Origin of the sequence: Variovorax multivorans (assembly GCF_051216835.1) — a bacterium.
Classification (GTDB): Bacteria; Pseudomonadota; Gammaproteobacteria; order Burkholderiales; family Burkholderiaceae_C; genus Variovorax.
This window is the reverse complement of the sequence record NZ_JBPJZL010000008.1, coordinates 112,838-134,166: the sequence shown is the minus strand read 5'-3', so window position 1 is coordinate 134,166 and position 21,329 is coordinate 112,838. Positions and strand designations below refer to the sequence as shown.

The following is a 21,329-nucleotide window of genomic DNA, read 5'->3' as shown; positions in this document are numbered from 1 at the left end:
CGGTTCCTCAGCGGCCCAGATAGACCTCGATCACGCGTTCATCGGCCTGCACTTCGTCCAGCGTGCCTTGCGCCAGCACGGAGCCGTCGCACAGCACGGTGACGATCTCGGAGATGGTGCGGATGAAGCTCATGTCGTGCTCCACCACCATCAGCGAATGCTTGCCCTTGAGCGTGAGGAACAGCTCGGCGGTGCGTGCCGTCTCTTCATCGGTCATGCCTGCCACGGGCTCATCGAGCAGCAGCAGCTTCGGGTCTTGCATCAGCAGCATGCCGATTTCCAGCCACTGCTTCTGGCCATGGCTCAGGTTGCCGGCCAGGCGCGACACGCTGTCGGCGAGGTGGATGGTTTCCAGCACTTCGGCCAGGCGGTCGCTTTGCGCGGAGTCGAGCCTGAAGAGCATCGAGGCGCGCACGCCCTTGTTGGTCTTCAGTGCGAGCTCGAGGTTCTCGAACACGGTCAGGTGCTCGAACACTGTCGGCTTCTGGAACTTGCGGCCGATGCCCAATTGCGCGATGTCGGCTTCGCGGTGGCGCAGCAGGTCGATGGTGCTGCCGAAGAACACGGTGCCCGAATCGGGCCGGGTCTTGCCGGTGATGATGTCCATCATCGTGGTCTTGCCCGCGCCGTTGGGGCCGATGATGCAGCGCAGCTCGCCCGGCGCGATGTCGAGCGACAGCTTGTTGATGGCCTTGAAGCCGTCGAAGCTCACGCTGACGTCTTCGAGGTACAGGATGCGGCCATGCGTGACGTCGACCTCGCCCGGCGTGACGTGGCGGCCGAAGTCTGCGGCGCGGCCGCCCGATTCGGTGCTGCCGCTCGCGTAGTGAATGCCGCTGGCGCGTGCCGCGCGCTCGGCGCCTGCTTCCATCAGGTCGGGCGTCATGCGCGTGCTCCCTTCGCGTCCACGGGCAGCGAGGCAAGCGCATCGGGCTCGACGCCCTGCTCCACCGCAACCGAGCGCCGTGCAGCGTCCTGCACGGGCTCGGGCGGCGCTTGCTTCTTCTCCCTCGACACCCACTTGCGCATCAACCCTACGATGCCGTTCGGCAGGAACAGCGTGACAGCAATGAACAAGGCACCCAGGAAGTACAGCCAGTACTCGGGGTAGGCCACGGTGAGCCAGCTCTTCGCGCCGTTGACGATGAAGGCGCCGATGATGGGGCCGATCAGCGTCGCGCGTCCGCCCACGGCGGCCCAGATGGCGATTTCGATGGAGTTGGCAGCGCTCATCTCGCCCGGGTTGATGATGCCGACCTGCGGCACGTACAGCGCGCCAGCCACGCCGCACATGATGGCGGAGATGACCCAGATCGTGAGCTTGTACGGCAGCGGGTTGTAGCCCGAGAACATCACGCGCGTTTCTGCATCGCGAATGGCCTGCAGCACGCGGCCGAACTTGCTGCCGATGAGCCACTTCGCGAACAGGAAGAAGCCCAGCAGCGTGGCGCCGGTGAGCGCGAACAGCGTCATGCGCATTTCCTGCGTGGCGATCGGAATGTTCAGGATGCGCTTGAAGTCCGTGAAGCCGTTGTTGCCGCCGAAGCCCGTCTCGTTGCGGAAGAACAGCAGCATGGCCGCAAAGGTCATGGCCTGCGTGATGATCGAGAAGTACACGCCCTTGATGCGCGAGCGGAAGGCGAAGAAACCGAACACGAAGGCGATGAGGCCCGGCACCGCCACGATCAGTATCAGCGTGGCAATGAAGCTGTCGCTGAAGGTCCAGTGCCAGGGCAGCGTCTTCCAGTCGAGGAACACCATGAAGTCGGGCAGGTCGCTCTTGTAGTTGCCGTCGCGGCCGATCTGGCGCATGAGGTACATGCCCATCATGTAGCCGCCCAGCGCGAAGAACAGGCCATGGCCCAGCGAGAGGATGCCGGTGTAGCCCCAGATCAGGTCCATGGCCAGCGCGCAGATGGCGTAGCACATGATCTTGCCGACCAGCGCCACGGCGTAGTCGCTCATGTGCAGCGGGCTGTCGACCGGCACCCAGATGTTGAGCACGGGCGCCACGGCGCACACCACGATCAGCGCGACGAAGAAGGCCGTCCAGCCCTTGCCGCTCAGCAGCGGCCCCTTGGTTGGAAGTACGACCTTGCTCATGCCTCAGCGCTCCGGCCTTTCATTGCGAAGATGCCTTGTGGCCGCTTCTGGATGAAGATGATGATGAAGACAAGCACCGCGATCTTCGCGAGCACCGCGCCCGCCCAGCCTTCGATGAACTTGTTGAGAATGCCCAGCCCCAGCGCCGCGTACACGGTGCCCGCAAGCTGGCCGACGCCGCCCATCACGACCACCATGAAGCTGTCGACGATGTAGCTCTGGCCCAGGTCGGGGCCGACGTTGCCGATCTGGCTCAGCGCGCAGCCCGCAAGGCCCGCGATGCCGGAGCCGAGCGCGAAGGCGTAGGTGTCGATGCGCGCCGTGTTCACGCCCATGCACGAGGCGATCGGCCGGTTCTGCGTGACGCCGCGCACGAAGAGGCCAAGGCGCGTGCGGCCGATGAGCCATCCCATCGCAAGCAATACCAGCGCGGCGAAGATGATGATGCAGATGCGGTTCCACGGCAGCGTGACGTTGCTCAGCATGGTGAAGCCGCCGCTCATCCAGCCGGGGTTTTCGACGCCGACGTTCTGCGCGCCGAACAGCGTGCGCACGAGCTGCTGCAGCATCAGGCTGATGCCCCAGGTGGCGAGCAGCGTTTCGAGCGGGCGGCCGTACAGGAAGCGGATCACGCCGCGCTCCAGCACCGCACCCACGAGCGCCGACGCGAGGAACGAGACCGGAATGGCAGCCACGAGGTACAAGCCGAAGGCCGCCTCGGGCACGTACTTCTGGAAGATGCCCTGCATCACGTAGGTGGCGTAGGCGCCGATCATCATCAGCTCGCCGTGCGCCATGTTGATCACGCCCATCAGCCCGTAGGTGATGGCCAGGCCGAGCGCGGCCAGCAGCAGCACCGAGCCCAGGCTGATGCCGCTGAACACGGCGTTGATGCGGTCGCCCCAGACCAGCGCGCCGTCGATGCTGGCAATGGACGCGACGATGGCGGCCTTGACGTCCGCTTCGGTTTCGTCGGCCAGGCGCTGGTTGAGCAGCAGCTTGGTGTCGGGGTTGCGGTTGTTGCCCAGTTCCTTGGCGGCGATGAGGCGCTTGGCCTTGTCTGCGCTGTTGAGCATGCTGGCGGCGCGCACCAGCTCGAGCTGCGCCTTGATCTTGGGGTTGGTCTCGGCGGCCAGCGCCTTCTCGACCATGGGCACGCGCGATTCGTCGGGCTCCTTGAAGAGCGCTTGCGCGGCTTCGGCGCGCACCGCGTCGTCCTTGCTCGTGAGCTTGAGCGCGGCCTGCGCGGCATCGAGCGCGCCGCGCATGAGGTTGTTGTTGACGACGTCTTCGGCGGTGTCGGGCACCTTCAGCTCGGCGCCGGTGACGGGGTCGTAGCCTTTGTCGTCCTTCATCACGAAGACCTTGTCTTCGGTGTACTTGACCGCGTCGTCGGACATGGCCTGGATGAAGGCGGCGGTCTTGTCGTCGGCCGTGAGCACGGCCTTGTTGAGCGCGGCGATGCGGGCTTCGGATTCGCCGGAGGCGATGGCCCGGGCTTCGTCGGCGGTCAGCGCGTGGGCGGCCGATGCCATGAGCAGCATGGCGGCGAGTGCGCAGTGAAGGGTTCGTCGAAGCATCATGAGTTTCGTGTTGCCCCCTCTCCCCTGGGGGAGAGGGTTGGGGTGAGGGCTTGCGGCCTTCCAACAAACGCGGCGGCCAGATCGACCGCCGTTGCCCTCACCCCCGCCCTCTCCCCGAGGGGAGAGGGAGCAAGGCAAGGGACCTGTCGAAGACTTACATCGACTTGCCAGCCGGGTAGTCAGGCTTCTTGTCGTTGCCTTCGATGTACGGGCTCCACGGCTTGGCCTTCACAGGACCCGGCGTCTTCCACACCACGTTGAACTGGCCATCGGCCTTGATCTCGCCGATGAACACGCTCTTGTGCAGGTGATGGTTCTTCTCGTCCATCTTCGAGACGATGCCCGAGGGCGCCGTGAAGGTCTGGCCGGCCATGGCGGCGATCACCTTGTCGGTGTCGGTCGACTTGGCCTTCTCGACCGCCTGCTTCCACATGTGGATGCCGATCCAGGTGGCTTCCATCGGATCGTTGGTGAGCGGCTTGTCCTTGTGGCCGGCGATGTTCTTGGCCTTGGCGTAATCGCTCCACTGCTTGATGAACGCCGTGTTGGTCGGGTTCTTGATCGACATGAAGTAGTTCCATGCGGCCAGGTGGCCGACCAGCGGCTTGGTGTCCACGCCGCGCAGTTCTTCTTCACCCACCGAGAAAGCAACCACAGGCACATCCTTGGCCTTCAGGCCGGCGTTGCCGAGTTCCTTGTAGAAGGGCACGTTGGAGTCGCCGTTGATGGTCGACACCACTGCCGTCTTGCCGCCGGCCGAGAACTTCTTGATGTCGGCAACGATGGTCTGGTAGTCGCTGTGGCCGAAGGGGGTGTACTTCTCGTCGATGTCGGTGTCCTTCACGCCCTTGCTCTTGAGGTAGGCGCGCAGGATCTTGTTGGTGGTGCGGGGGTACACGTAGTCGGTGCCCAGCAGCACCCAGCGCTTGGCGCCGCCGCCTTCCTTGCTCATCAGGTAGTCGACGGCCGGAATGGCTTGCTGGTTGGGCGCAGCGCCCGTGTAGAACACGTTCTTCGAGAGCTCTTCACCCTCGTACTGCACCGGGTAGAACAGCAGGCCGTTCATTTCCTCGACCACCGGCAGCACCGACTTGCGCGACACCGAGGTCCAGCAGCCGAAGATCACCGAGACCTTGTCCTGGCCGAGCAGCTGCTTGGTCTTTTCGGCGAAAAGGGGCCAGTTGGAGGCCGGGTCGACCACCACGGGCTCGAGCTGCTTGCCCAGCACGCCGCCCTTCTTGTTGATGTCGTCGATGGCCATCAGCACCGTGTCTTTCAGCACGGTTTCAGAAATGGCCATCGTGCCCGACAGCGAGTGCAGCACGCCGACCTTGATGGTGTCGGCGGCGAAAGCGGGCGCAGCAGAAATGCTGGCCAGCGCGACGGCGGCGGTGAGCGCCTTGAGTGTGAAACGACGTTGCATGTGGACTCCTGCTCCGGGTTGGTTGAACCTTGTCGCCAGCGCTTTGCTGGCGTGGGAGGGAGTCTGCGGAATGCACCAGGAAGGGGAAATACGCCGGGTGGCGTACACGGAAGGTATTCAGACAGGTGGTGATGGCGCGGGGTACTTCTGCGCATTGACCAGCATCTTGCTTCTGGCCGCCTCGATCACGTCGATGCCGAGCTTGTCGGCGAGCTGCAGCAGGTAGAGAAAGACATCGGCGATCTCCGTGCCGATCTCGGCGCGCTTGTCGGCCGGCAGCGAGCGGCTCTGCGCTTCGGTGAGCCACTGGAAGTGTTCGAGCAGCTCGGCAGCCTCGACCGAGAGGGCCGAGGCGAGGTTCTTGGGGGAGTGGAACTGCTCCCAGTTGCGGGCTTGCGCGAAGTCGCGCAAGGCTTGAATGAGCGATTGCAGATCGGATTCCATGGCACACCTGTCGTTGGGCGGCGAGTGTGGCATGAGCCTCGGGAACAAACCCAATCTGGGCATGCGCATGCCCAAATTGGGTCGGCACTCATGATCGAGCCGGCATTGCCCGACTTCCACGCCGATGGAGCACAGCAACCGCCAGTGCCGACACCGTCAAGTACAGCAGCGCAACACCGAACGCACTCGCGTACCCCGCCGCATCAGGCGCATGGCCCAGCCGCCCATAGAACAGGATCCCGATCAACGCCACCCCCAGCGCATTGCTCGCCTGCTGCACCATCGACAGCACGCCCGAGGCCACGCCCGCATGCTGCGGCGGCAGCCCGGCCAGCACGGTCGACACCAGCGGCGCCATCACCATGCCGAGCCCCGCGCCTTGCACCAGCAGCAGCGGCACCATCCACGCCACGACGTGCGAATGCCCGGCCCACCCGGCCACGTTGACGAACTGCAGCGCGTGCCCTGCAGCAAGCACCAGCGCACCGAGTGCGATGGGCGGCTTGCCTCCGAAGCGGCGTGCCAGCCGCGCACCCGCCATCGACGTCGCGAAGAAGCCGACCGCCAGCGACGTGAAGACGACGCCCGAGGTGAGCGCATCGAGCGCCAGGCCTTGCTGCAGGTACAGCGCGAGCACGAAGTACAGCGAGGCGTTGCCCACATAGAAGGCCAGTGTGGTGAGCAGGCCTGTGACGAAGCGGCCATTGGCCAACAGCGCCGGTGCCACGAGCGGCGCACCGCCGCGTGCAGCGAGCCAGCGCTGTTGATATGCAAATGCTGCGAGCAGCGGCAGCGCCGCCGCAAGGCACACCCAGCTCCACAGTGGCCAGCCCTGTTCGCGGCCTTCCACCAGCGGCAGCACCACGGCCACCGAACCCGCGGCCACCAGCAGCATGCCGGCCAGGTCGAGCTTGCTGTTGCCGCTGTTCGCCAGCGGCGGAATGACGCGCGGTGCAAGCATCAATGCCAGCAGGCCGATCGGCACGTTGATGAGGAAGCAACTGCGCCAGCCGAGACCCGCCAGGTCGGCGTGAATCAGCAAGCCGCCAACCAGTTGCCCGAGCGTGGCTCCGAGCCCCAGCGTGAGTCCGTACGCCGCAAAGGCACGCGCCCGGTCTTCGCCGGTGTAGGCCAGGCCGATCATCGCCAGCACCTGTGGCTGCAGCAGCGCGCCGGCCAGCCCCTGCAGCACGCGCGCCGCCACCAGCAGTTCGGCGTTCGGCGCAAAGCCGCAGGCGGCTGAAGCCAGCGTGAACAGCAGCAGGCCCAGCATGAACATGCGGCGGCGCCCGAACAGGTCGCCGAGCCGGCCGCCGGTGATCAGGCCCGCGGCGGTGACCAGGCCATAGCCGGCCACCACCAGTTGCAGAGTGCCCGCGCTCGCCAGCAGCTCGCGCTGCATCGATGGCAGCGCAACGTTGACGATGAAGAAGTCCAGCACCACCAGGAAGGTGCCGCTGAGCATGACCCCCAGGCCCAGCCGTCCGGGCTTCGTCGCGCCCGTGCTCTGGCTACCTGCGGAAGAAAGCAATGCTGCCGAAGCGATGTTTGACTGCGTCATGATGGGCTCGAGTGTTGGGAGCAAGCGATACGGCGGCAATGACCCCGGAGGTCATCGCCAGGGTTCAGACGGCGGGCGTCGGCAGGATGAACTGGTAGTCCGTGGCGATGCGGCCGTCTTCGGCCAGCACCAGGAACTCCAGCCCGACTGCGGCCACCGGGCCACCGGCGGCCGGGACCATGTGCCAATGGAACATCACCGCGTCGTGCAGGAACTGGGCGTCGCCCGCGGAGACGAAGCGGAAGCCGGCGTCGCGCACGTTCTTCTCGTGCGAGCCGGTAACGCGCTGCTGCAGCGCCTCGTAGCCCTTGGCCTGCAGCGTGCGCACGTAGTGCTCGCCGTCGGGCACCCAGAGGCTGGCGATGGCGGCGCGGCGGGCGTCGGCATCGGGTTCGTTCCAGACGGCGACGTAGCGGTCGGCGAGTTCGGCGAAATCGGTTCTGGCGTTCATGGTCTGCTCCTGCTGCTTCTTGCATGTGGGAAGAGTGAAGCCGCAGTTTCTGCCTCGCCACGTGGACAGTGAATGCCTGAAAAGCCGACAATCTTGTCCATTCGTCCACTGCCACAGGAGTCTTCATGGACCCGCTCGACGACGTCTTTGCCGCCATGCGCGTGCGCAGCGCCCTGTATGCCCGCCTCGAGGCCGGCGCGCCCTGGGGCGTGAGCCTGGCGGGCGGCGAGAGTGCGCGCTTCGGGCTGGTGGTGCGCGGCGGCTGCCTGCTGGAGATCGAGGGCATGGCACAGCCGGTGGCGCTGGCGACGGGCGACTGCTATGTGCTGGCGCACGGCACGCCCTACATCCTGCGCGACCATCCGAACACGCCGACTGTGAGCTGCGCCTCGGTCGTGCGCGACCGCATCGGCGGGCTGGTGGAGCTTGGCGGCACGGGTACGGCGGCCTCGGTGATCTGCGGCTGGTTCCACTTCGACCAGCGCGCCGCACGGCCGCTGCTCGATCTGCTGCCGGTGCTGCTGCACGTGAAGATGGAGCAGGCCCGCGCCCTTGCGCTGCAAGGCACGCTGCAACTGCTGGCCATGGAAACCGGCGAGCCGGGCCTGGGCTCCAGCCTGCTTGTGAGCCGGCTGGCCGACATCGTGTTCGTGCAAGCCGTGCGCGCGCACGTCGCGGCCAACGGCGAATCGCAAACGGGCTGGCTGGCCGCGCTGGCCGACGCGCGCATTGGCCCGGCCCTGCGCGCGATGCACAAGGACATCGCGCGCGACTGGACGGTAGAGGCTCTTGCTTCCGTCGCGAGCCTGTCGCGCTCGGCCTTCGCGCAGCGTTTTCGCGAGCGGGTGGGACAGGCGCCGCTGGAGTACCTCACGCAGTGGCGCATGTTCAAGGCCGGCAACATGCTGGGGCAAGGCCACGCGGCCCTGGGCGCGATCGCCGGGGCGGTGGGCTACGAATCGGAGGCGGCGTTCAGCAAGGCCTTCAAGCGCGAGAAAGGGATGGCGCCCGGTGCGTGGCGGGTGGCGGCGCGCGAAGGCGCTGTCGCTGCATAGCGGCCCTTTTTCTCTTCAGACCTTCTTCGAGCCTTCGGCTGCCTTGAACTGCGCGGCCGCAAAGGCCCAGGTCATGCGCGTCGCGTCGGGCCCCTCGGGGTCGCTGAACAGCAGCTTCGATGCGCCGCCGCTCCACGAATGGCCCAGCCCCGCGATCTCGCACAGCGTGACGAGCGTGCGGCCCTTGCGCTTGAAGTCGGTCACGCGCATCGCACGGCGCTTGCCGCGCTGCATGTCGCGCGACAGCCCGGGCTTCGCGCCCACCGCAGTTGCCCACACGGCAGCGCTGTTGACTGCATTGCTCGGCGCGACCACCGCGTCGGCGTCGCCGTGCAGCACCAGCATCGGCGGCAAGGTGGCGAAGACAGCCGCGGCGCCCATCGCCTTGCCAACCGCCGTGGAAGGCATCGGCGGCACGTTCTGCCCGCGCATTGCGCCGAGGGCCGTGGCCGGTGACTTCGCCGCGCCGGGCGCCACGCCCGAATGCATGACGACGGCGCGGAAGCGATTCGGATAGCGCGTGGCCAGCAGGGCTGCCATGCTCGCGCCAGCCGAAAGGCCGGCCAGCGCCACGCGATCGCGGTCCGCCGGGTAAAGCATGCAGGCCTGATCGATGGCGGCCATCAATGTCGCGGCTTCGGCGTCGGCCTTGCCGGAGCGGCGCTCGTACCAGTTCCAGCAGCCCTGCGGATGGGCGATCCGGTCTTGCTCGAGATAGAGCACCAGGAAGCGCTGGCGCACGGCCAGCGCGTTCATGCGCGTGCTCGCGGCAAAGTCGCGTCCGGTCTGCCCGCAGCCGTGCAGCATGACCATGAGCGGCAGCCGCTCGCCCGGCTTCAGCTGCAACCCGGCCGGCCGGAACAGGTGATAGCCGCGCGCACCGCCGGGGCCCATCGCCATGCCGCTGAGCCAGTCGCCCTTGCCGGGCGGCGGCTTGAGCCGCTTGGCGGTGGCGCGCTGGACCTGCCCCGCGATGCGCTTGCTGTTGCTCAGCGTGGCCTTGGTGAGCGCGCGCAGATTGCGCTCGTAGGCGCGGGCAAAGACGGAAGCGGTGGAAGAACGGGCCATGGCGCGCAGTGTGAACGCAAAGCGCCGACTGGCCTAACAACACCAAATAAGGGGCGGCCTTCCCGCCCCGGCGCGCATCAGTAGATTTCCGGAACGACCATGCTCGCGGGAACAGGCTGACGAAGGTAGTCGTCGTGCCGCACGCGCGCGGGCAACTCGACCGGCGGATGCGCCACTTCCTGGTACGGCATCTGGCCCAGCAGGTGGCTGATGCAATTCAGCCGCGCCTTCTTCTTGTCGACCGCCTGCACCACCCACCACGGCGCCTCGGGGATGTGGGTGCGCTCCAGCATGATTTCCTTCGCCTTGGTGTATTCCTCCCAGCGGCGGCGGCTTTCGAGGTCCATCGGGCTGAGCTTCCACTGCTTGAGCGGATCGTGGATGCGACCGAGGAAGCGCATGTGCTGCTCGTCGTCGGTGATGGAGAACCAATACTTGATGAGCTTGATGCCCGAGCGCACGAGCATCTTCTCGAACTCGGGCACGGTGCGGAAGAACTCTTCGTACTCCTCGTCAGTGCAGAAGCCCATCACGCGCTCGACGCCGGCGCGGTTGTACCAGCTGCGGTCGAACAGCACCATTTCGCCGGCTGCCGGCAGGTGCGCGGCATAGCGCTGAAAGTACCACTGCGTGCGTTCGCGGTCGTTGGGTGCCGGCAGCGCGGCCACGCGAGCCACGCGCGGGTTCAGGCGCTGTGTGATGCGCTTGATGACGCCGCCCTTGCCCGCCGCGTCGCGGCCTTCGAACAGGATGACGACTTTCTGCTTGCTGTGCTGCACCCAGTCCTGCAGCTTGACGAGCTCGCCCTGCAGGCGGAACAGCTCCTTGAAGTAGGCCTGGCGAGCCGCCTTGTCGGCGGAGGTCGGCGTGGCCGAGGCGGGGTCGAGGCCGTCGATGTTGCGGTCTTCGATCTCCAGCTCGAGCTCTTCGTCGTAGCTGTCGATCAGGTCGCGGGCGATGCGTTGCATCAGGTCTTCGTGGTCGGGAAGTGCGCTCGTCAGCATGGTGGGGCAGAAGGAGTGAAAGGGCAGGAAAAAGCATGCTGCTCGCCTCATATGACGGCTGCGTGACGGTTTTGAGCCCGTTGACACGGAGTTGTCACACGCCGCGAACACCATCTGCAGCTATTCCAACACCCCAGAAACGCCCATGAACACGCTTGCAGCCCCGCATGCCGAGCTGCCGTCCGCGCCCGCCGCGCAACGGCCCAAACTCGATGCCAAGCCCGGTCCGCTCACGCTGATCACCTTCGTGGGTCTGCTGGCCGCCGGTCTGCTCTTCACCGCCTGGAGCCTGGTGGGCGATGTCACCTCGTCCGGAGCGCCCGTCACCACCTGGGTGCCCTACATGCTTCTTGGCGTGGCGCTGCTGATTGCGCTGGGCTTCGAGTTCGTCAACGGCTTCCATGACACGGCCAACGCCGTGGCGACCGTCATCTATACCCATTCGCTGCCGCCCAACTTCGCTGTGGTGTGGTCGGGCTTCTTCAACTTCCTGGGCGTGCTGGTGTCCAGCGGCGCGGTGGCCTTCGGCATCATCGCGCTGCTGCCGGTGGAGCTCATTCTTCAAGTGGGTTCGGGCGCCGGCTTTGCGATGGTGTTCGCGCTGCTGATCGCCGCCATCATCTGGAACCTGGGCACGTGGTGGCTGGGGCTGCCGGCCTCGTCGTCGCACACGCTGATCGGCTCGATCATCGGCGTGGGCGTGGCCAATGCGCTGATGCACGGCCGCGACGGCACCAGCGGTGTCGACTGGGCGCAGGCCACCAAGGTGGGCTACTCGCTGCTGCTGTCGCCGATGGTCGGCTTCGGCTGCGCAGCCCTGCTGCTGCTGGCGCTGCGGGCCTTCGTGAAGAACCGCGCACTGTATGAAGAACCCAAGGGCGCCGAGCCACCGCCGTGGTGGATCCGCGGCCTGCTGATCCTGACCTGCACGGGCGTGTCGTTCGCGCACGGCTCCAACGATGGCCAGAAGGGCATGGGGCTGATCATGCTGATCCTCGTGGGCACGGTGCCCATGGCCTATGCGCTGAACCGCGCGATGCCCGCCAACGAGACCGTCAAGTTCGTGGCCGTGGCCGAGATGGCGCAGAACGCGCTGAACCGCAGCGTGCCGACCTCGCTGCCCGCGCTGGAGCCCGCCGCGGCGCGCGACACGCTCTCCACTTATGTGCGCACCCGCGAGTTCAGTCCTTCGGTGGTGCCGGCGCTGGCCGCGACCGCCGGCAGCATCGGACGGCAGGTGCGCGAGCACGGCTCGCTGGCCGGCGTTCCCGCGGATGCCGTCGCCAACGTGCGCAACGACATGTACCTGGCCTCCGAAGCCATCCGCCACCTCGACAAGAGCGGCGCGGCCAAGTTCGACGACGAGACGAAGCTGCGCATCAACACGTTCCGCCAGGAGCTGGACAGCGCCACGCGCTTCATCCCGCTGTGGGTCAAGGTCGCGGTGGCCATCGCGCTGGGCTTGGGCACGATGATCGGCTGGAAGCGCATCGTGGTCACCGTGGGCGAGAAGATCGGCAAGACGCACCTGAGCTACGCACAAGGTGCCTCGGCCGAGGTGGTGGCGATGATCACTATCGGCGCGGCCGACATGTACGGGCTGCCCGTGTCGACCACGCACGTGCTCTCGTCCGGCGTGGCCGGCACCATGACAGCCAGCGGCTCGGGCCTGCAGATGTCCACGCTGCGCAACCTCGCGCTGGCCTGGGTGCTGACGCTTCCGGTGGCAATGCTGCTGTCGGGGTCGCTCTACTGGTTGTTCACCCGTATTTTCTGATCACGCATCTTGTCGGCATTTCATGACCTCGCCTCCCAGTCTTACGGAGGCGACGAAGCCGGACTGATCTCCGGCTACCTGTTCGACGCCTCCGCACCCGAGCCCGCGCGGGTCATCGATTCCGCGCAGGCGGCGGCTTGGCTGGTCGAACAACGCGACAAGGGCGATGAAGGCAGCGGCGAAGAGAACCCCTCCTACGTCTGGCTGCACTTCAACCTGAGCCACGCGCATGCCGAGCGCTGGCTGGTACGGCACGCGAACCTCCCGGACACCTTCTACGAGACGCTGCACGAAGGCCTGCCCTCCACGCGCATCGAACGCGCAGACGACTCGCTGATCGCCGTCATCAACGATGTGCACTTCGAGTTCAGCTTCGAGCCCTCGGACATCTCCACGCTGTGGATCAGCGTGGGCCCGCGCCTCGTGGTCACGGCGCGCACCAAGCCGCTGCGCTCGGTCGACACGCTGCGCACGGCCGTGAAGGCGGGCGACGCGCCGCGCTCGAGCACCGAGCTGCTCGAACACCTGCTACGCGCGCAGGCCGACGTGCTGGTGAAGATCGTGCGCGGCGTCACCTCGCGCATCGACCGCATCGAAGACGAACTGCTGGCCGGCCGCCTCGACCACAAGCGCGCGCGACTCGGCGTGTTGCGCCGGCTGCTGGTGCGGCTGCAGCGGCTGCTGGCGCCCGAGCCTGCCGCGCTGTTCCGCCTGCTGCAGGGGCCTCCCGCCTGGATGGCCGAGCCCGACGCACAGGCGCTGCGCGGCTCGACCGAGGAGTTCTCGGTGGTGCTGCGCGACATGCAGGCGCTGCAGGAGCGCATCAAGCTGCTGCAAGAAGAAATTGCCGCCAACGTCAACGAGGACAACAACCGCAGCCTGTTCGTGCTGACGGTGGTCACGGTGCTGGCGCTGCCGATCAACATCCTGGCCGGCCTGTTCGGCATGAACGTGGGCGGCATTCCGCTGGCCGACCACAAGCACGGCTTCTGGATCGTGGTGGCAATCGTCGCAAGCTTCACCGCGGTGGCGGCCTGGGCGGCTTTTCGCAAGAAGCGCTGAGCCGCATGCAGCGGCGCAGTAATGCTATTTATTTAATAGCATCTTGCGCAGCATCCATGCGCCCGCATCGATGTTCCAGACCCCATAGAATGCGAGGGTGTCCTCCATTCTCAATGCCGATCTTCACTGCCACTCCGTGGTCTCCGACGGCACACTGACGCCCGAAGAATTGGCCGCGCGCGCGGCTGCCAACGGGGTCGAGCTCTGGGCCCTCACCGACCACGACGAGGTCGGCGGCCAGCACCGCGCCGCTGCGGCAGCGCGTGCAAACGGCATGCGCTACCTCACCGGCACCGAGATCTCGGTGACCTTCGCGGGCGAAACGGTGCACATCGTCGGCCTGGGTTTCGATGCCGACGACGCGTCCATGTCGCAAGGCCTCTACGACACACGCGGCGGCCGCGGCAAGCGCGCGCAGGAAATGTCCGAGGGGCTGGCCAAGGTCGGCATCCACGGTGCGTACGAAGGCGCGCTCAGGTTCGTCGGCAACCCCGAACTCATTTCGCGCACGCACTTCGCGCGCTTCCTCGTCGAGCAAGGCCACTGCCGCGACACGCCCGAGGTGTTTCGCAAGTTCCTCACCGAAGGCAAGCCCGGCTACGTGCCGCACCGCTGGGCCTCGCTGAAGGACGCTGTGCACTGGATCACCGCCGCCAAGGGCATGGCCGTGATCGCGCACCCAGGCCGCTACAAGTTCACGGCCAACGAGGAGTACGCGCTGTTCCTCGAATTCAAGGCGCATGGCGGCAAGGCGATCGAGGTCGTCACCGGCAGCCACACGCCGGCCGAATATGTCGAGTACGCCGACAAGGCGCTCGAGTTCGATTTCGCCGCCTCGCGCGGCAGCGATTTCCACAGCCCCGACGAGAGTCACTGCGATCTCGGCAAGCTGCCGCCGTTGCCTGGCGCGCTCACTCCTGTGTGGGAACTGCTCGGCGACCGCATCCAGCAGTGAGCCAGAACCCCGGGACCGGCATCGACAACGCGGCAACCGTTGCGCTGGCGAATGCGCGCCTCGCGGCGCAAAAGGCACGCGACACCGAATCGGGCCGCATCCTCGCGGGCATCGGCCTGGTGCTGGTGGCCGTGGCCTGCTTCGCCACGCTCGACACCGCAACCAAGGCATCCACCGCGGGCGTGCCCATCCTCATGGGCGTGTGGTTCCGCTATGCATTCCAGGCCGTGGCCACCACGGCCGTGCTCCTGCCACTGCATGGCACGGCGCTGCTGCGCACGCGGCACCCGCGCTACCAGTTGCTGCGCGGTGCGCTGCTGCTGGTGTCGAGCACGCTGGCCTTCCTGAGCCTGCGCTACATGCCGCTGGCCGAGTTCACGTCGATCGTGCTGATCGCACCGCTGGTGATCACGCTGCTGGCCGCCACCACGCTCAAGGAATATGTGTCGCCGCTGCGCTGGGTGCTGGTGGCGGGTGGCTTCATCGGCACCCTGGTCATCCTGCGGCCGGGCGGTGACGCATTCAGCTGGGCCATCCTGCTGCCGATCGGGCTGGTGCTGACCAATGCGTGGTTCCAGGTGCTCACGAGCAAGCTCGCGCAGACCGAGAACCCGCTCACGATGCATTTCTATACCGGCTGGGTCGGCGCGCTGATTGCATCGCTCGCAGTGCCCTTCGTGTGGACCGAGCTGGACTCATGGCATTGGTGGGCGCTGCTGTGCCTGATGGGTTTCATGGGCACGGTGGGTCACTTCATCCTGATCCTGGCCTACCAGCGCGCGCCGGCATCCACGCTCACGCCTTATCTTTATGCCCAGATCGCTTTTGCCATGCTCGGCGGCTGGCTCATCTTTTCCCAACTGCCCGACCGTTACTCGCTCATCGGCATGGCGATGATCGCGGTCTGCGGTGCGGCCGGTGCGTGGCTCACGGTGCGCGAGCGCCGCGTGCCTATCGAGCCCGCCGAATCCTGATCCGGAGTTTTTTCATGGCCCAGTACTTCGAAGTCCACCCCGAGAACCCGCAGCAGCGGCTGCTGAAGCAGGCCGTCACGCTGCTCGAGCGCGGCGAGATCATTGCGGTGCCCACCGACTCCAGTTATGCGCTGGCCTGCCACCTCGACGACAAGGATGCGGTCGACCAGTTGCGCCGCATCCGCCAGGTCGACGAGAAGCACCACCTCACGCTGCTGTGCCGCGACCTGAGCGAGCTGGCCAACTACGCACGCGTCGACAACAAGCAATACCGCCTGTTGAAGGCGGCCACGCCCGGCCCCTACACATTCCTGCTCGAAGCCACCAAGGAAGTGCCGCGCCGCGTGAGCCATCCGCAGCGCAAGACCATCGGCCTGCGCGTGCCTGATCACAAGGTGCTGCTGGAACTGCTGTCGCTGCACGGCGCACCGCTGCTGGCCACCACGCTGATCGCACCGGGCGAGACCGAGGCTCTGAACGACGCGCAAGTCATCCGCGAGCGCTTCGAGAAGCAGATTGCTGGCGTCATCGATGCCGGTGCCTGCCCGTCGCAGCCAACCACGGTGGTCGACCTCACGCCCATGGGCACGGGCGACGAGCCGGTCGTGGTGCGCCAGGGGCGCGGTGCATTGGCTGTGCTTGGCCTCTGAAATCGGGGCTGAGAACCACTCCCGTCTGACACAATCGCCCAGTGGATATTTCAAGTCAGATTCAAACCGTCCTGATCCTGGCGCTGCCGGTGCTGTTCGCCATTACGGTGCCCGCCGTGGTCCGGGGCCGCGTGGCAAGCCACTTCGGCGATCAGACGGCAGCCATGATGGGCCGGCTCACACTCAACCCGATCAAGCACATCGATCCCATCGGCACGCTGCTGATCCCGCTGGTGCTGTACTTTGCGACCTCAGGTGCGTTGCTGTTTGGCTATGCCAAGCCGATTCCGTTCGATCCGAGCAACCTGCGCAATCCGAAGCGGGATCTGCTCTGGGTGTCGCTGTCAGCGCCGGCCGCGAACTTCGTGATGGCACTCATATGGGCCATCCTCTTCGTTCTGCTACGCGCTGCGGGCATCGACGAACCTTTCTTCGTACAGATGGCGCAGGGTGGCGTGCTGGTCAACCTCGTGATGTGGGCCTTCAACCTGTTCCCCTTGCCACCGCTCGATGGCGGCCGCATCCTCGTCGGGTTGCTGCCGAATGGACCAGTGCCAAACTTTCTTGCGCGCATCGAGCCCTACGGCTTCTTCATCGTGATGGCGCTGGTGCTGGCCGGAGTCCTCGGCAAGCTCTGGCTGCAGCCGCTGATGGCTGCGGGCTACGCCATCATCAATACGTTCCTCATTCCGCTCGTGGCTTTGCTGCGCTAAGTTCCCTCTTCGTCCCATGGCTTCGTCTCCTCAAGCTCCCCTGCGCGTCCTGACCGGCATCACGCCGTCGGGCACGCCGCACCTCGGCAACTACGTCGGTTCGATCCGCCATTCGGTGCGGCAAAGCGTCGCGCCCGGTGTGCAGAGCTTCTTCTTCCTGGCCGACTACCACGCGCTCATCAAGGTGCAGGAGCCGGCACTCATCCAGCGCTCCACGCTCGAGATCGCCGCCAGCTGGCTGGCCTGCGGGCTCGACCCCGAGCGCGTCACCTTCTATCGCCAGTCGGACATCGTCGAGATCCCCGAGCTGACCTGGTTCCTCACCTGCGTCACCGGCAAGGGCGTGCTCAACCGCGCACATGCATACAAAGCGCAGCTCGACAAGAACGTGGCCAAGGGCGAGGACCCCGACGCCGATGTGACGGCCGGCCTCTTCATGTACCCGGTGCTCATGGGCGCGGACATCCTGATGTTCAACGCCCACAAGGTGCCCGTGGGCCGCGACCAGGTGCAGCACATCGAGATGGCGCGCGACATGGCGCAGCGCTTCAACCACCTGTACGGCGATCACTTCACGCTGCCCGAAGCCGAGATCGACGACGCCGTTGCCACCCTGCCCGGCCTCGACGGCCGCAAGATGAGCAAGAGCTACGGCAACACGATCCCGCTGTTCGCGCCGCGCGCGCAGCTGCAAAAGCAGATCTCCAGCATCGTGACCGACTCGCGCGCCCCCGGCGAGCCGAAGGACACCGAGGGCTCGGCCCTGTTCCAGATCTACCAGGCCTTTGCCAGCGCCGAAGAAACCGAGTCGCTGCGCAAGGAGTACGCTAATGGCATTAGTTGGGGCGATGCCAAGCAGTTGCTGTTCGAGCGCATCGACCATGAAGTGGCGCCGCTGCGCGCGCGCTACGACGCGCTCATGAACGACCCGGCGCAGATCGAGCGCACGCTGCTCGTCGGCGCCGGGAAGGCGCAAGCCCTGTCGAAGCCGTTCATGGCCAGCCTGCGCCACGCGGTCGGCCTGCGCAATCTCGCGGCCGGCAAGGACAAGGGCGCAGCCAAGGCGGCCAAGGTCGCGAAGCCAAGTTTCAAGCAGTACCGCGAAAAGGCGGACGGGCTTTTCTATTTCAAGCTGTTGGATGCGCGCGGCGAAACCCTGCTGCAAAGCCGTGGATTCACGTCGCCGCAGGAAGCGGGCCGTACCATCGCGATCTTGCAGGCGCAGCGCGGCGAAGCATTGACCACGCTGGCCAGCCAGCTGGAACCCATCGACACAGAAGGAACACGCGCCGTCACCGAGGCGCTGGAGGCCCTGACGGAGGCAACACCCACAACAAGCGGGAGTTGATCCGGCAAAGCCCATCGGCTTATCCGCCGATGAGCAGGAAGAGAGAAGACGGTGCGATCACAAAGGAAGAAAACATGAGCATTTATGTCATCGACGACCACCCCCTGATGCGCGACGCGATCGTGATGGTCTTGCGGCGATTGCGTCCGGCCGAGAACATCGTCGAGCTCGAGCGCCTCGACAAGCTCGCGAGCTCGGTGCAGCAGCGTGGTGCGCCCACCCTCTTCTGCCTGGACCTGAAGCTCCCGGACACCAATGGCGTGTCGGGCGTGATCGCGGTCAAGCAGGTCTATCCGAACGTGCCCATTGCCGTGTATTCGGCAGCACCTTCCGCGGACATGGAGGACGCCTGCATCGAAGCCGGCGCAGACACCTATATCGAGAAGTCGGCCAGTTCCAACGAGCTGGCCGCTGCCTTGCGCGGCCTGCTGATGGCAGGCTCGGAAGATGAAGCCGACGAAATGCCAGCCGCCAACAGCGGCAAGCTGTCGAAGCGGCAGACGCAGCTGATCGCCATGCTCGACAAGGGCATGAGCAACCGCGACATCGCCACCGACCTGGAGATCAGCGAGCACACGGTGAAGGTGCACCTGTGGCGCCTGTTCCGCAGGCTCGGCGTGAAGAGCCGCACGCAGGCTCTGCACTACGCGCGCACCAACGGCTTGCTGTCGGGCTGATTCCCGCCGGCGAGCCTGACGACCTCCAGAACCGCGCCCTGTGCGCGGTTTTTTATGTGGCGCTCAGCCGCCCGAGGCGCTCACGCGGGCTTGCGCTACCGCTTCATCGGCGTCGTGCAGCGCCACGCGGAACACGCTGCCGCTGCCCAGGCGCGAACGCACGCTGACGGGGTGGCCCAGCACGTGCGACAACCGCGCGACGATGGCAAGGCCCAGGCCGAAGCCGTCGGAGGTGCCGGCATGGTCCGCCACCTTGTAGAACTCCAGGAACACGTCGCGCAAGTGCTCGGGCGCGATGCCGATGCCGGTGTCCCACACTTCCACGCGCAGGCCGTCGCGTGTCTGCCGCGCGGCCAGCAGCACGCCGCCTTCGGCCGTGTACTTGATGGCGTTGGCTAGCAGGTTGCCGATCATGCGGCGCACGCGGATCGGGTCGGTCAGGAACGAGCCCTCGCACACGTGCACGCGGAAGTCCAGCCCACGGCTCTCGGCCACCGGGCGGTATTGCAGCTCGAGGTCGTGCAGCAGCTCGGGCACATCGACCCGCTCCACGTGCAGGCGCACCTGGCCCGAGTCGATGCGTGCCAGGTCGAACATCGAGTCGAACAGCGCGTTCACCGCATGCGTGGCGCGCACGATCTTCGGTGCGAGCTCCAGCACCAGCTCCGGCTCGTTGCGCAGCCAGTCGGCGTACAACGAAAGTGCCAGCACCGGCTGGCGCATGTCGTGCGCGGCGCTGGCCAGGAAACGGTTCTTCATGGCCACGGCCGACACCGCCGCCTGCCGCTGCTGGGTCAGCGACTTGATCAGGATGTGGTTGTGGAACAGCAGCTCCAGGCTGTTGCGCGCTGTCTCGTGAATGTGCCGCCCCGCCCGCAGCAGCAGGAACCAGTGAAGGATCGGCAGGATGGGCATCAGGTAGCCGTACTGGAACTGCGGATGGTGCAGCGCGATCGACGCCAGGCGGATCACCACCGCGCCCAGCATCGTGATGAACAGCGTGTTGACGTAGCGCTTGAGCAGCGGCGGATGCAGCGCCAGCCCGTTGAGCGGGAAGGTGCCCACGCCGGCCACGATGAGCCAGCTCATGAACTGGTTGACCTGCGGCGTGCGCTCGAAGAACAGCAGCACCGATAGCCCCCACACCACCGCGCTGGTGCTCCAGACGAAGCCGTAGCGCTCGGTGAACTGCTGCTGCGCCGCCGCGCTGCGCCCGGCATAGCGCACCGCATAGACCCGCGCGCCCCATGCGCGGCACGCGGTGGCGATGAGGCCGGCCACGAGCCATGTGAGCAGCTCCCACCGGGGCACGTAGGCCCAGTTCAGGCCGACCATCGCGGGCATGAGCGCGGCCGAGACAAAATACGAGCCCCGCGCGGAGCGCATCAGGCTGCGGATGAGCTCGCCGCGCACCCACGATTCGGCCTCGTCGGCCGAAGCCGGGGCGGGGGTCATGCTGGCGATAGACGCGTTGGCCATAAGAGCGGCGATCTTAACGGCCAGCCCGCAATTGTTTCCCGGGGTGACAATCGAAAACAACGCTCAACAATTCAAAGGCTAACCAGGAAGAATTCACTCGCATGCTGTCTCACGTCTACATCGGCGCGAACGACTTCGAGCGCGCCTTCTCCTTCTATTCGGCGCTCATGAATGAGCTGGGCCTCAAGCTGAGGTTTCGCGATGACGGCAAGCCCTGGGCCGGTTGGCAAAGCCCTGATGCGCCCCGCCCGCTCTTCCTGGTGGGTACCCCGTACGACGACCAAGCCGCTTCGCCCGGCAACGGACAGATGGTGGCGCTGATGGCCGCCGACCGGGCCACGGTGGACCGCGCCCATGCCACCGCCCTCGCGCATGGCGGCGTGTGCGAAGGCCCGCCCGGCCTCAGGCCGCACTACCACCCGGACTACTATGGCGCCTACTTCCGCGATCCGGACGGAAACAAACTCTGCATCTGCTGCCACACACCAAACCCATGCTGAACAACCTGACCCCCTTCCTCATCCACTGGGCCATTACCGCCATCTCGCTGTGGGTGGCCAGCCACCTGTTTCGCGGACTCAAGTTCGACAGCACCGGCGCGCTGGTGGTCTCGGCGCTGCTGCTGGGCCTGGCCAACGCCGTCGTCAAGCCGCTGCTGATCGTGCTCACGCTGCCGCTGACGCTGGTGACCTTCGGGCTGTTCCTGCTGGTCATCAACGCGCTGATGATCCTGCTGGTGGCGGCACTGGTGAAGGGCTTCAAGGTGTCGGGCTTCTGGACCGCGCTGTTCGCAAGCATCTTCATCTCGCTGCTGAGCATCGCCATCGGCTCGTTCGTGACCAGCGACGACCCGGCCGAGAAGGTGCAGATGCCGCAAAGCGGCAACTGGCTCTGAACTGAGCGCGCACGCCTGAGCACACGGCGCCATCCCATGTTTTGCGGAGAGACAACGCGCAAGGGCTGCCTATGATCCGCCTCACCCGGCATACAGACCGGTGAATG

Annotated in this window: 21 protein-coding genes; 11 read left to right on the top strand and 10 right to left on the bottom strand. The window is 66.1% G+C overall.

Annotated elements, in window-relative coordinates; genetic code table 11:
* Positions 1 to 7: 7 nt before the first annotated feature.
* The 7 genes from urtD to ACSFCA_RS22185 form a co-directional block, all read right to left on the bottom strand.
* The gene (gene urtD / locus ACSFCA_RS22215; protein ID WP_093058619.1) at positions 8 to 886 is read right to left on the bottom strand and encodes an urea ABC transporter ATP-binding protein UrtD; all 879 of its coding nucleotides are present in this window, start codon (positions 884 to 886) and stop codon (positions 8 to 10) included.
* On the bottom strand, positions 883 to 2,103 hold the full coding sequence (gene urtC / locus ACSFCA_RS22210) for an urea ABC transporter permease subunit UrtC (protein WP_435461203.1): 1,221 nt from the start codon (positions 2,101 to 2,103) through the stop codon (positions 883 to 885). The genes urtD and urtC overlap by 4 nt, the downstream gene beginning before the upstream one ends.
* Complete coding sequence (gene urtB / locus ACSFCA_RS22205; RefSeq protein WP_435461202.1) at positions 2,100 to 3,647, bottom strand: urea ABC transporter permease subunit UrtB; 1,548 nt, start codon at positions 3,645 to 3,647, stop codon at positions 2,100 to 2,102. Before urtB ends, urtC begins: the two co-directional genes overlap by 4 nt.
* A 193-nt stretch (positions 3,648 to 3,840) precedes the next feature.
* The gene (gene urtA / locus ACSFCA_RS22200) at positions 3,841 to 5,109 is read right to left on the bottom strand and encodes an urea ABC transporter substrate-binding protein (RefSeq protein WP_093058616.1); all 1,269 of its coding nucleotides are present in this window, start codon (positions 5,107 to 5,109) and stop codon (positions 3,841 to 3,843) included.
* 117 nt (positions 5,110 to 5,226) lie between these two features.
* Positions 5,227 to 5,553 carry a nucleotide pyrophosphohydrolase gene (locus tag ACSFCA_RS22195; RefSeq protein WP_435461201.1) on the bottom strand — a complete coding sequence of 109 codons (327 nt, stop codon included), beginning with the start codon at positions 5,551 to 5,553 and terminating at the stop codon, positions 5,227 to 5,229.
* Between the two features lie 88 nt (positions 5,554 to 5,641).
* Entirely contained in the window at positions 5,642 to 7,114 is a 1,473-nt protein-coding gene (locus tag ACSFCA_RS22190; protein WP_435461200.1) for an MFS transporter, read from the bottom strand.
* Positions 7,115 to 7,178: 64 nt separating this feature from the next.
* Complete coding sequence (locus tag ACSFCA_RS22185; protein WP_258353436.1) at positions 7,179 to 7,565, bottom strand: nuclear transport factor 2 family protein; 387 nt, start codon at positions 7,563 to 7,565, stop codon at positions 7,179 to 7,181.
* 125 nt (positions 7,566 to 7,690) lie between these two features.
* Here ACSFCA_RS22185 and ACSFCA_RS22180 point away from each other — a divergent pair, with 125 nt between their 5' ends.
* Positions 7,691 to 8,620: a cupin domain-containing protein gene (locus ACSFCA_RS22180; protein ID WP_435461199.1), complete on the top strand. Its 930-nt coding sequence runs from the start codon at positions 7,691 to 7,693 to the stop codon at positions 8,618 to 8,620.
* A 15-nt stretch (positions 8,621 to 8,635) separates the two neighbouring features.
* On the opposite strand, the gene ACSFCA_RS22175 is transcribed toward ACSFCA_RS22180, so the two are convergent.
* Complete coding sequence (locus tag ACSFCA_RS22175; RefSeq protein ID WP_435461198.1) at positions 8,636 to 9,688, bottom strand: extracellular catalytic domain type 1 short-chain-length polyhydroxyalkanoate depolymerase; 1,053 nt, start codon at positions 9,686 to 9,688, stop codon at positions 8,636 to 8,638.
* 77 nt (positions 9,689 to 9,765) lie between these two features.
* Entirely contained in the window at positions 9,766 to 10,692 is a 927-nt protein-coding gene (gene ppk2, locus ACSFCA_RS22170; protein ID WP_258353433.1) for a polyphosphate kinase 2, read from the bottom strand.
* Between the two features lie 145 nt (positions 10,693 to 10,837).
* Between ppk2 and ACSFCA_RS22165 the strand changes: the two genes are divergently transcribed.
* The 8 genes from ACSFCA_RS22165 to ACSFCA_RS22130 all read left to right on the top strand — a co-directional run bounded on the left by ACSFCA_RS22165 (position 10,838) and on the right by ACSFCA_RS22130 (position 18,848).
* Complete coding sequence (locus ACSFCA_RS22165; RefSeq protein ID WP_258353432.1) at positions 10,838 to 12,469, top strand: inorganic phosphate transporter; 1,632 nt, start codon at positions 10,838 to 10,840, stop codon at positions 12,467 to 12,469.
* A 9-nt stretch (positions 12,470 to 12,478) separates the two neighbouring features.
* Complete coding sequence (locus ACSFCA_RS22160) at positions 12,479 to 13,531, top strand: transporter (protein ID WP_093077234.1); 1,053 nt, start codon at positions 12,479 to 12,481, stop codon at positions 13,529 to 13,531.
* Between the two features lie 97 nt (positions 13,532 to 13,628).
* Positions 13,629 to 14,486, top strand: coding sequence for a 3',5'-nucleoside bisphosphate phosphatase (locus tag ACSFCA_RS22155; RefSeq protein WP_258353431.1), 858 nt, complete (start codon positions 13,629 to 13,631; stop codon positions 14,484 to 14,486).
* Positions 14,483 to 15,460, top strand: a complete 978-nt coding sequence (locus tag ACSFCA_RS22150; protein WP_258353430.1) for a DMT family transporter — start codon at positions 14,483 to 14,485, stop codon at positions 15,458 to 15,460. Before ACSFCA_RS22155 ends, ACSFCA_RS22150 begins: the two co-directional genes overlap by 4 nt.
* Positions 15,461 to 15,474: 14 nt before the next feature.
* Entirely contained in the window at positions 15,475 to 16,110 is a 636-nt protein-coding gene (locus tag ACSFCA_RS22145) for an L-threonylcarbamoyladenylate synthase (RefSeq protein WP_435461197.1), read from the top strand.
* 41 nt (positions 16,111 to 16,151) lie between these two features.
* Entirely contained in the window at positions 16,152 to 16,823 is a 672-nt protein-coding gene (locus tag ACSFCA_RS22140; protein WP_258353429.1) for a site-2 protease family protein, read from the top strand.
* Between the two features lie 16 nt (positions 16,824 to 16,839).
* Positions 16,840 to 18,171, top strand: coding sequence for a tryptophan--tRNA ligase (locus ACSFCA_RS22135; RefSeq protein WP_435461196.1), 1,332 nt, complete (start codon positions 16,840 to 16,842; stop codon positions 18,169 to 18,171).
* A gap of 74 nt (positions 18,172 to 18,245) precedes the next feature.
* Positions 18,246 to 18,848: a LuxR C-terminal-related transcriptional regulator gene (locus ACSFCA_RS22130; protein ID WP_093058637.1), complete on the top strand. Its 603-nt coding sequence runs from the start codon at positions 18,246 to 18,248 to the stop codon at positions 18,846 to 18,848.
* A 63-nt stretch (positions 18,849 to 18,911) separates the two neighbouring features.
* Here the strand turns inward: ACSFCA_RS22130 and shkS are convergent, their stop codons facing one another.
* On the bottom strand, positions 18,912 to 20,327 hold the full coding sequence (gene shkS / locus ACSFCA_RS22125; RefSeq protein ID WP_093058602.1) for a surface-behavior sensor histidine kinase ShkS: 1,416 nt from the start codon (positions 20,325 to 20,327) through the stop codon (positions 18,912 to 18,914).
* Between the two features lie 101 nt (positions 20,328 to 20,428).
* Between shkS and ACSFCA_RS22120 the strand changes: the two genes are divergently transcribed.
* Entirely contained in the window at positions 20,429 to 20,827 is a 399-nt protein-coding gene (locus ACSFCA_RS22120) for a VOC family protein (protein WP_435461195.1), read from the top strand.
* A complete protein-coding gene (locus ACSFCA_RS22115; RefSeq protein WP_093058600.1) occupies positions 20,821 to 21,222 on the top strand; it encodes a phage holin family protein in 402 nt (133 codons plus the stop codon). Before ACSFCA_RS22120 ends, ACSFCA_RS22115 begins: the two co-directional genes overlap by 7 nt.
* Positions 21,223 to 21,329 lie beyond the last annotated feature (107 nt).

Excerpts from the sequence above, each read along its gene's own strand:
- urtD (WP_093058619.1), bottom strand. The coding sequence starts at position 886 with ATGACGCCCGACCTGATGGAAGCAGGCGCCGAGCGCGCGGCACGCGCC.
- urtC (WP_435461203.1), bottom strand. The coding sequence starts at position 2,103 with ATGAGCAAGGTCGTACTTCCAACCAAGGGGCCGCTGCTGAGCGGCAAG.
- urtB (WP_435461202.1), bottom strand. The coding sequence starts at position 3,647 with ATGCTGCTCATGGCATCGGCCGCCCACGCGCTGACCGCCGACGAAGCC.
- urtA (WP_093058616.1), bottom strand. The coding sequence starts at position 5,109 with ATGCAACGTCGTTTCACACTCAAGGCGCTCACCGCCGCCGTCGCGCTG.
- ACSFCA_RS22195 (WP_435461201.1), bottom strand. The coding sequence starts at position 5,553 with ATGGAATCCGATCTGCAATCGCTCATTCAAGCCTTGCGCGACTTCGCG.
- ACSFCA_RS22190 (WP_435461200.1), bottom strand. The coding sequence starts at position 7,114 with ATGACGCAGTCAAACATCGCTTCGGCAGCATTGCTTTCTTCCGCAGGT.
- ACSFCA_RS22185 (WP_258353436.1), bottom strand. The coding sequence starts at position 7,565 with ATGAACGCCAGAACCGATTTCGCCGAACTCGCCGACCGCTACGTCGCC.
- ACSFCA_RS22180 (WP_435461199.1), top strand. The coding sequence starts at position 7,691 with ATGGACCCGCTCGACGACGTCTTTGCCGCCATGCGCGTGCGCAGCGCC.
- ACSFCA_RS22175 (WP_435461198.1), bottom strand. The coding sequence starts at position 9,688 with ATGGCCCGTTCTTCCACCGCTTCCGTCTTTGCCCGCGCCTACGAGCGC.
- ppk2 (WP_258353433.1), bottom strand. The coding sequence starts at position 10,692 with ATGCTGACGAGCGCACTTCCCGACCACGAAGACCTGATGCAACGCATC.
- ACSFCA_RS22165 (WP_258353432.1), top strand. The coding sequence starts at position 10,838 with ATGAACACGCTTGCAGCCCCGCATGCCGAGCTGCCGTCCGCGCCCGCC.
- ACSFCA_RS22145 (WP_435461197.1), top strand. The coding sequence starts at position 15,475 with ATGGCCCAGTACTTCGAAGTCCACCCCGAGAACCCGCAGCAGCGGCTG.
- ACSFCA_RS22135 (WP_435461196.1), top strand. The coding sequence starts at position 16,840 with ATGGCTTCGTCTCCTCAAGCTCCCCTGCGCGTCCTGACCGGCATCACG.
- ACSFCA_RS22130 (WP_093058637.1), top strand. The coding sequence starts at position 18,246 with ATGAGCATTTATGTCATCGACGACCACCCCCTGATGCGCGACGCGATC.
- shkS (WP_093058602.1), bottom strand. The coding sequence starts at position 20,327 with ATGGCCAACGCGTCTATCGCCAGCATGACCCCCGCCCCGGCTTCGGCC.
- ACSFCA_RS22120 (WP_435461195.1), top strand. The coding sequence starts at position 20,429 with ATGCTGTCTCACGTCTACATCGGCGCGAACGACTTCGAGCGCGCCTTC.
- ACSFCA_RS22115 (WP_093058600.1), top strand. The coding sequence starts at position 20,821 with ATGCTGAACAACCTGACCCCCTTCCTCATCCACTGGGCCATTACCGCC.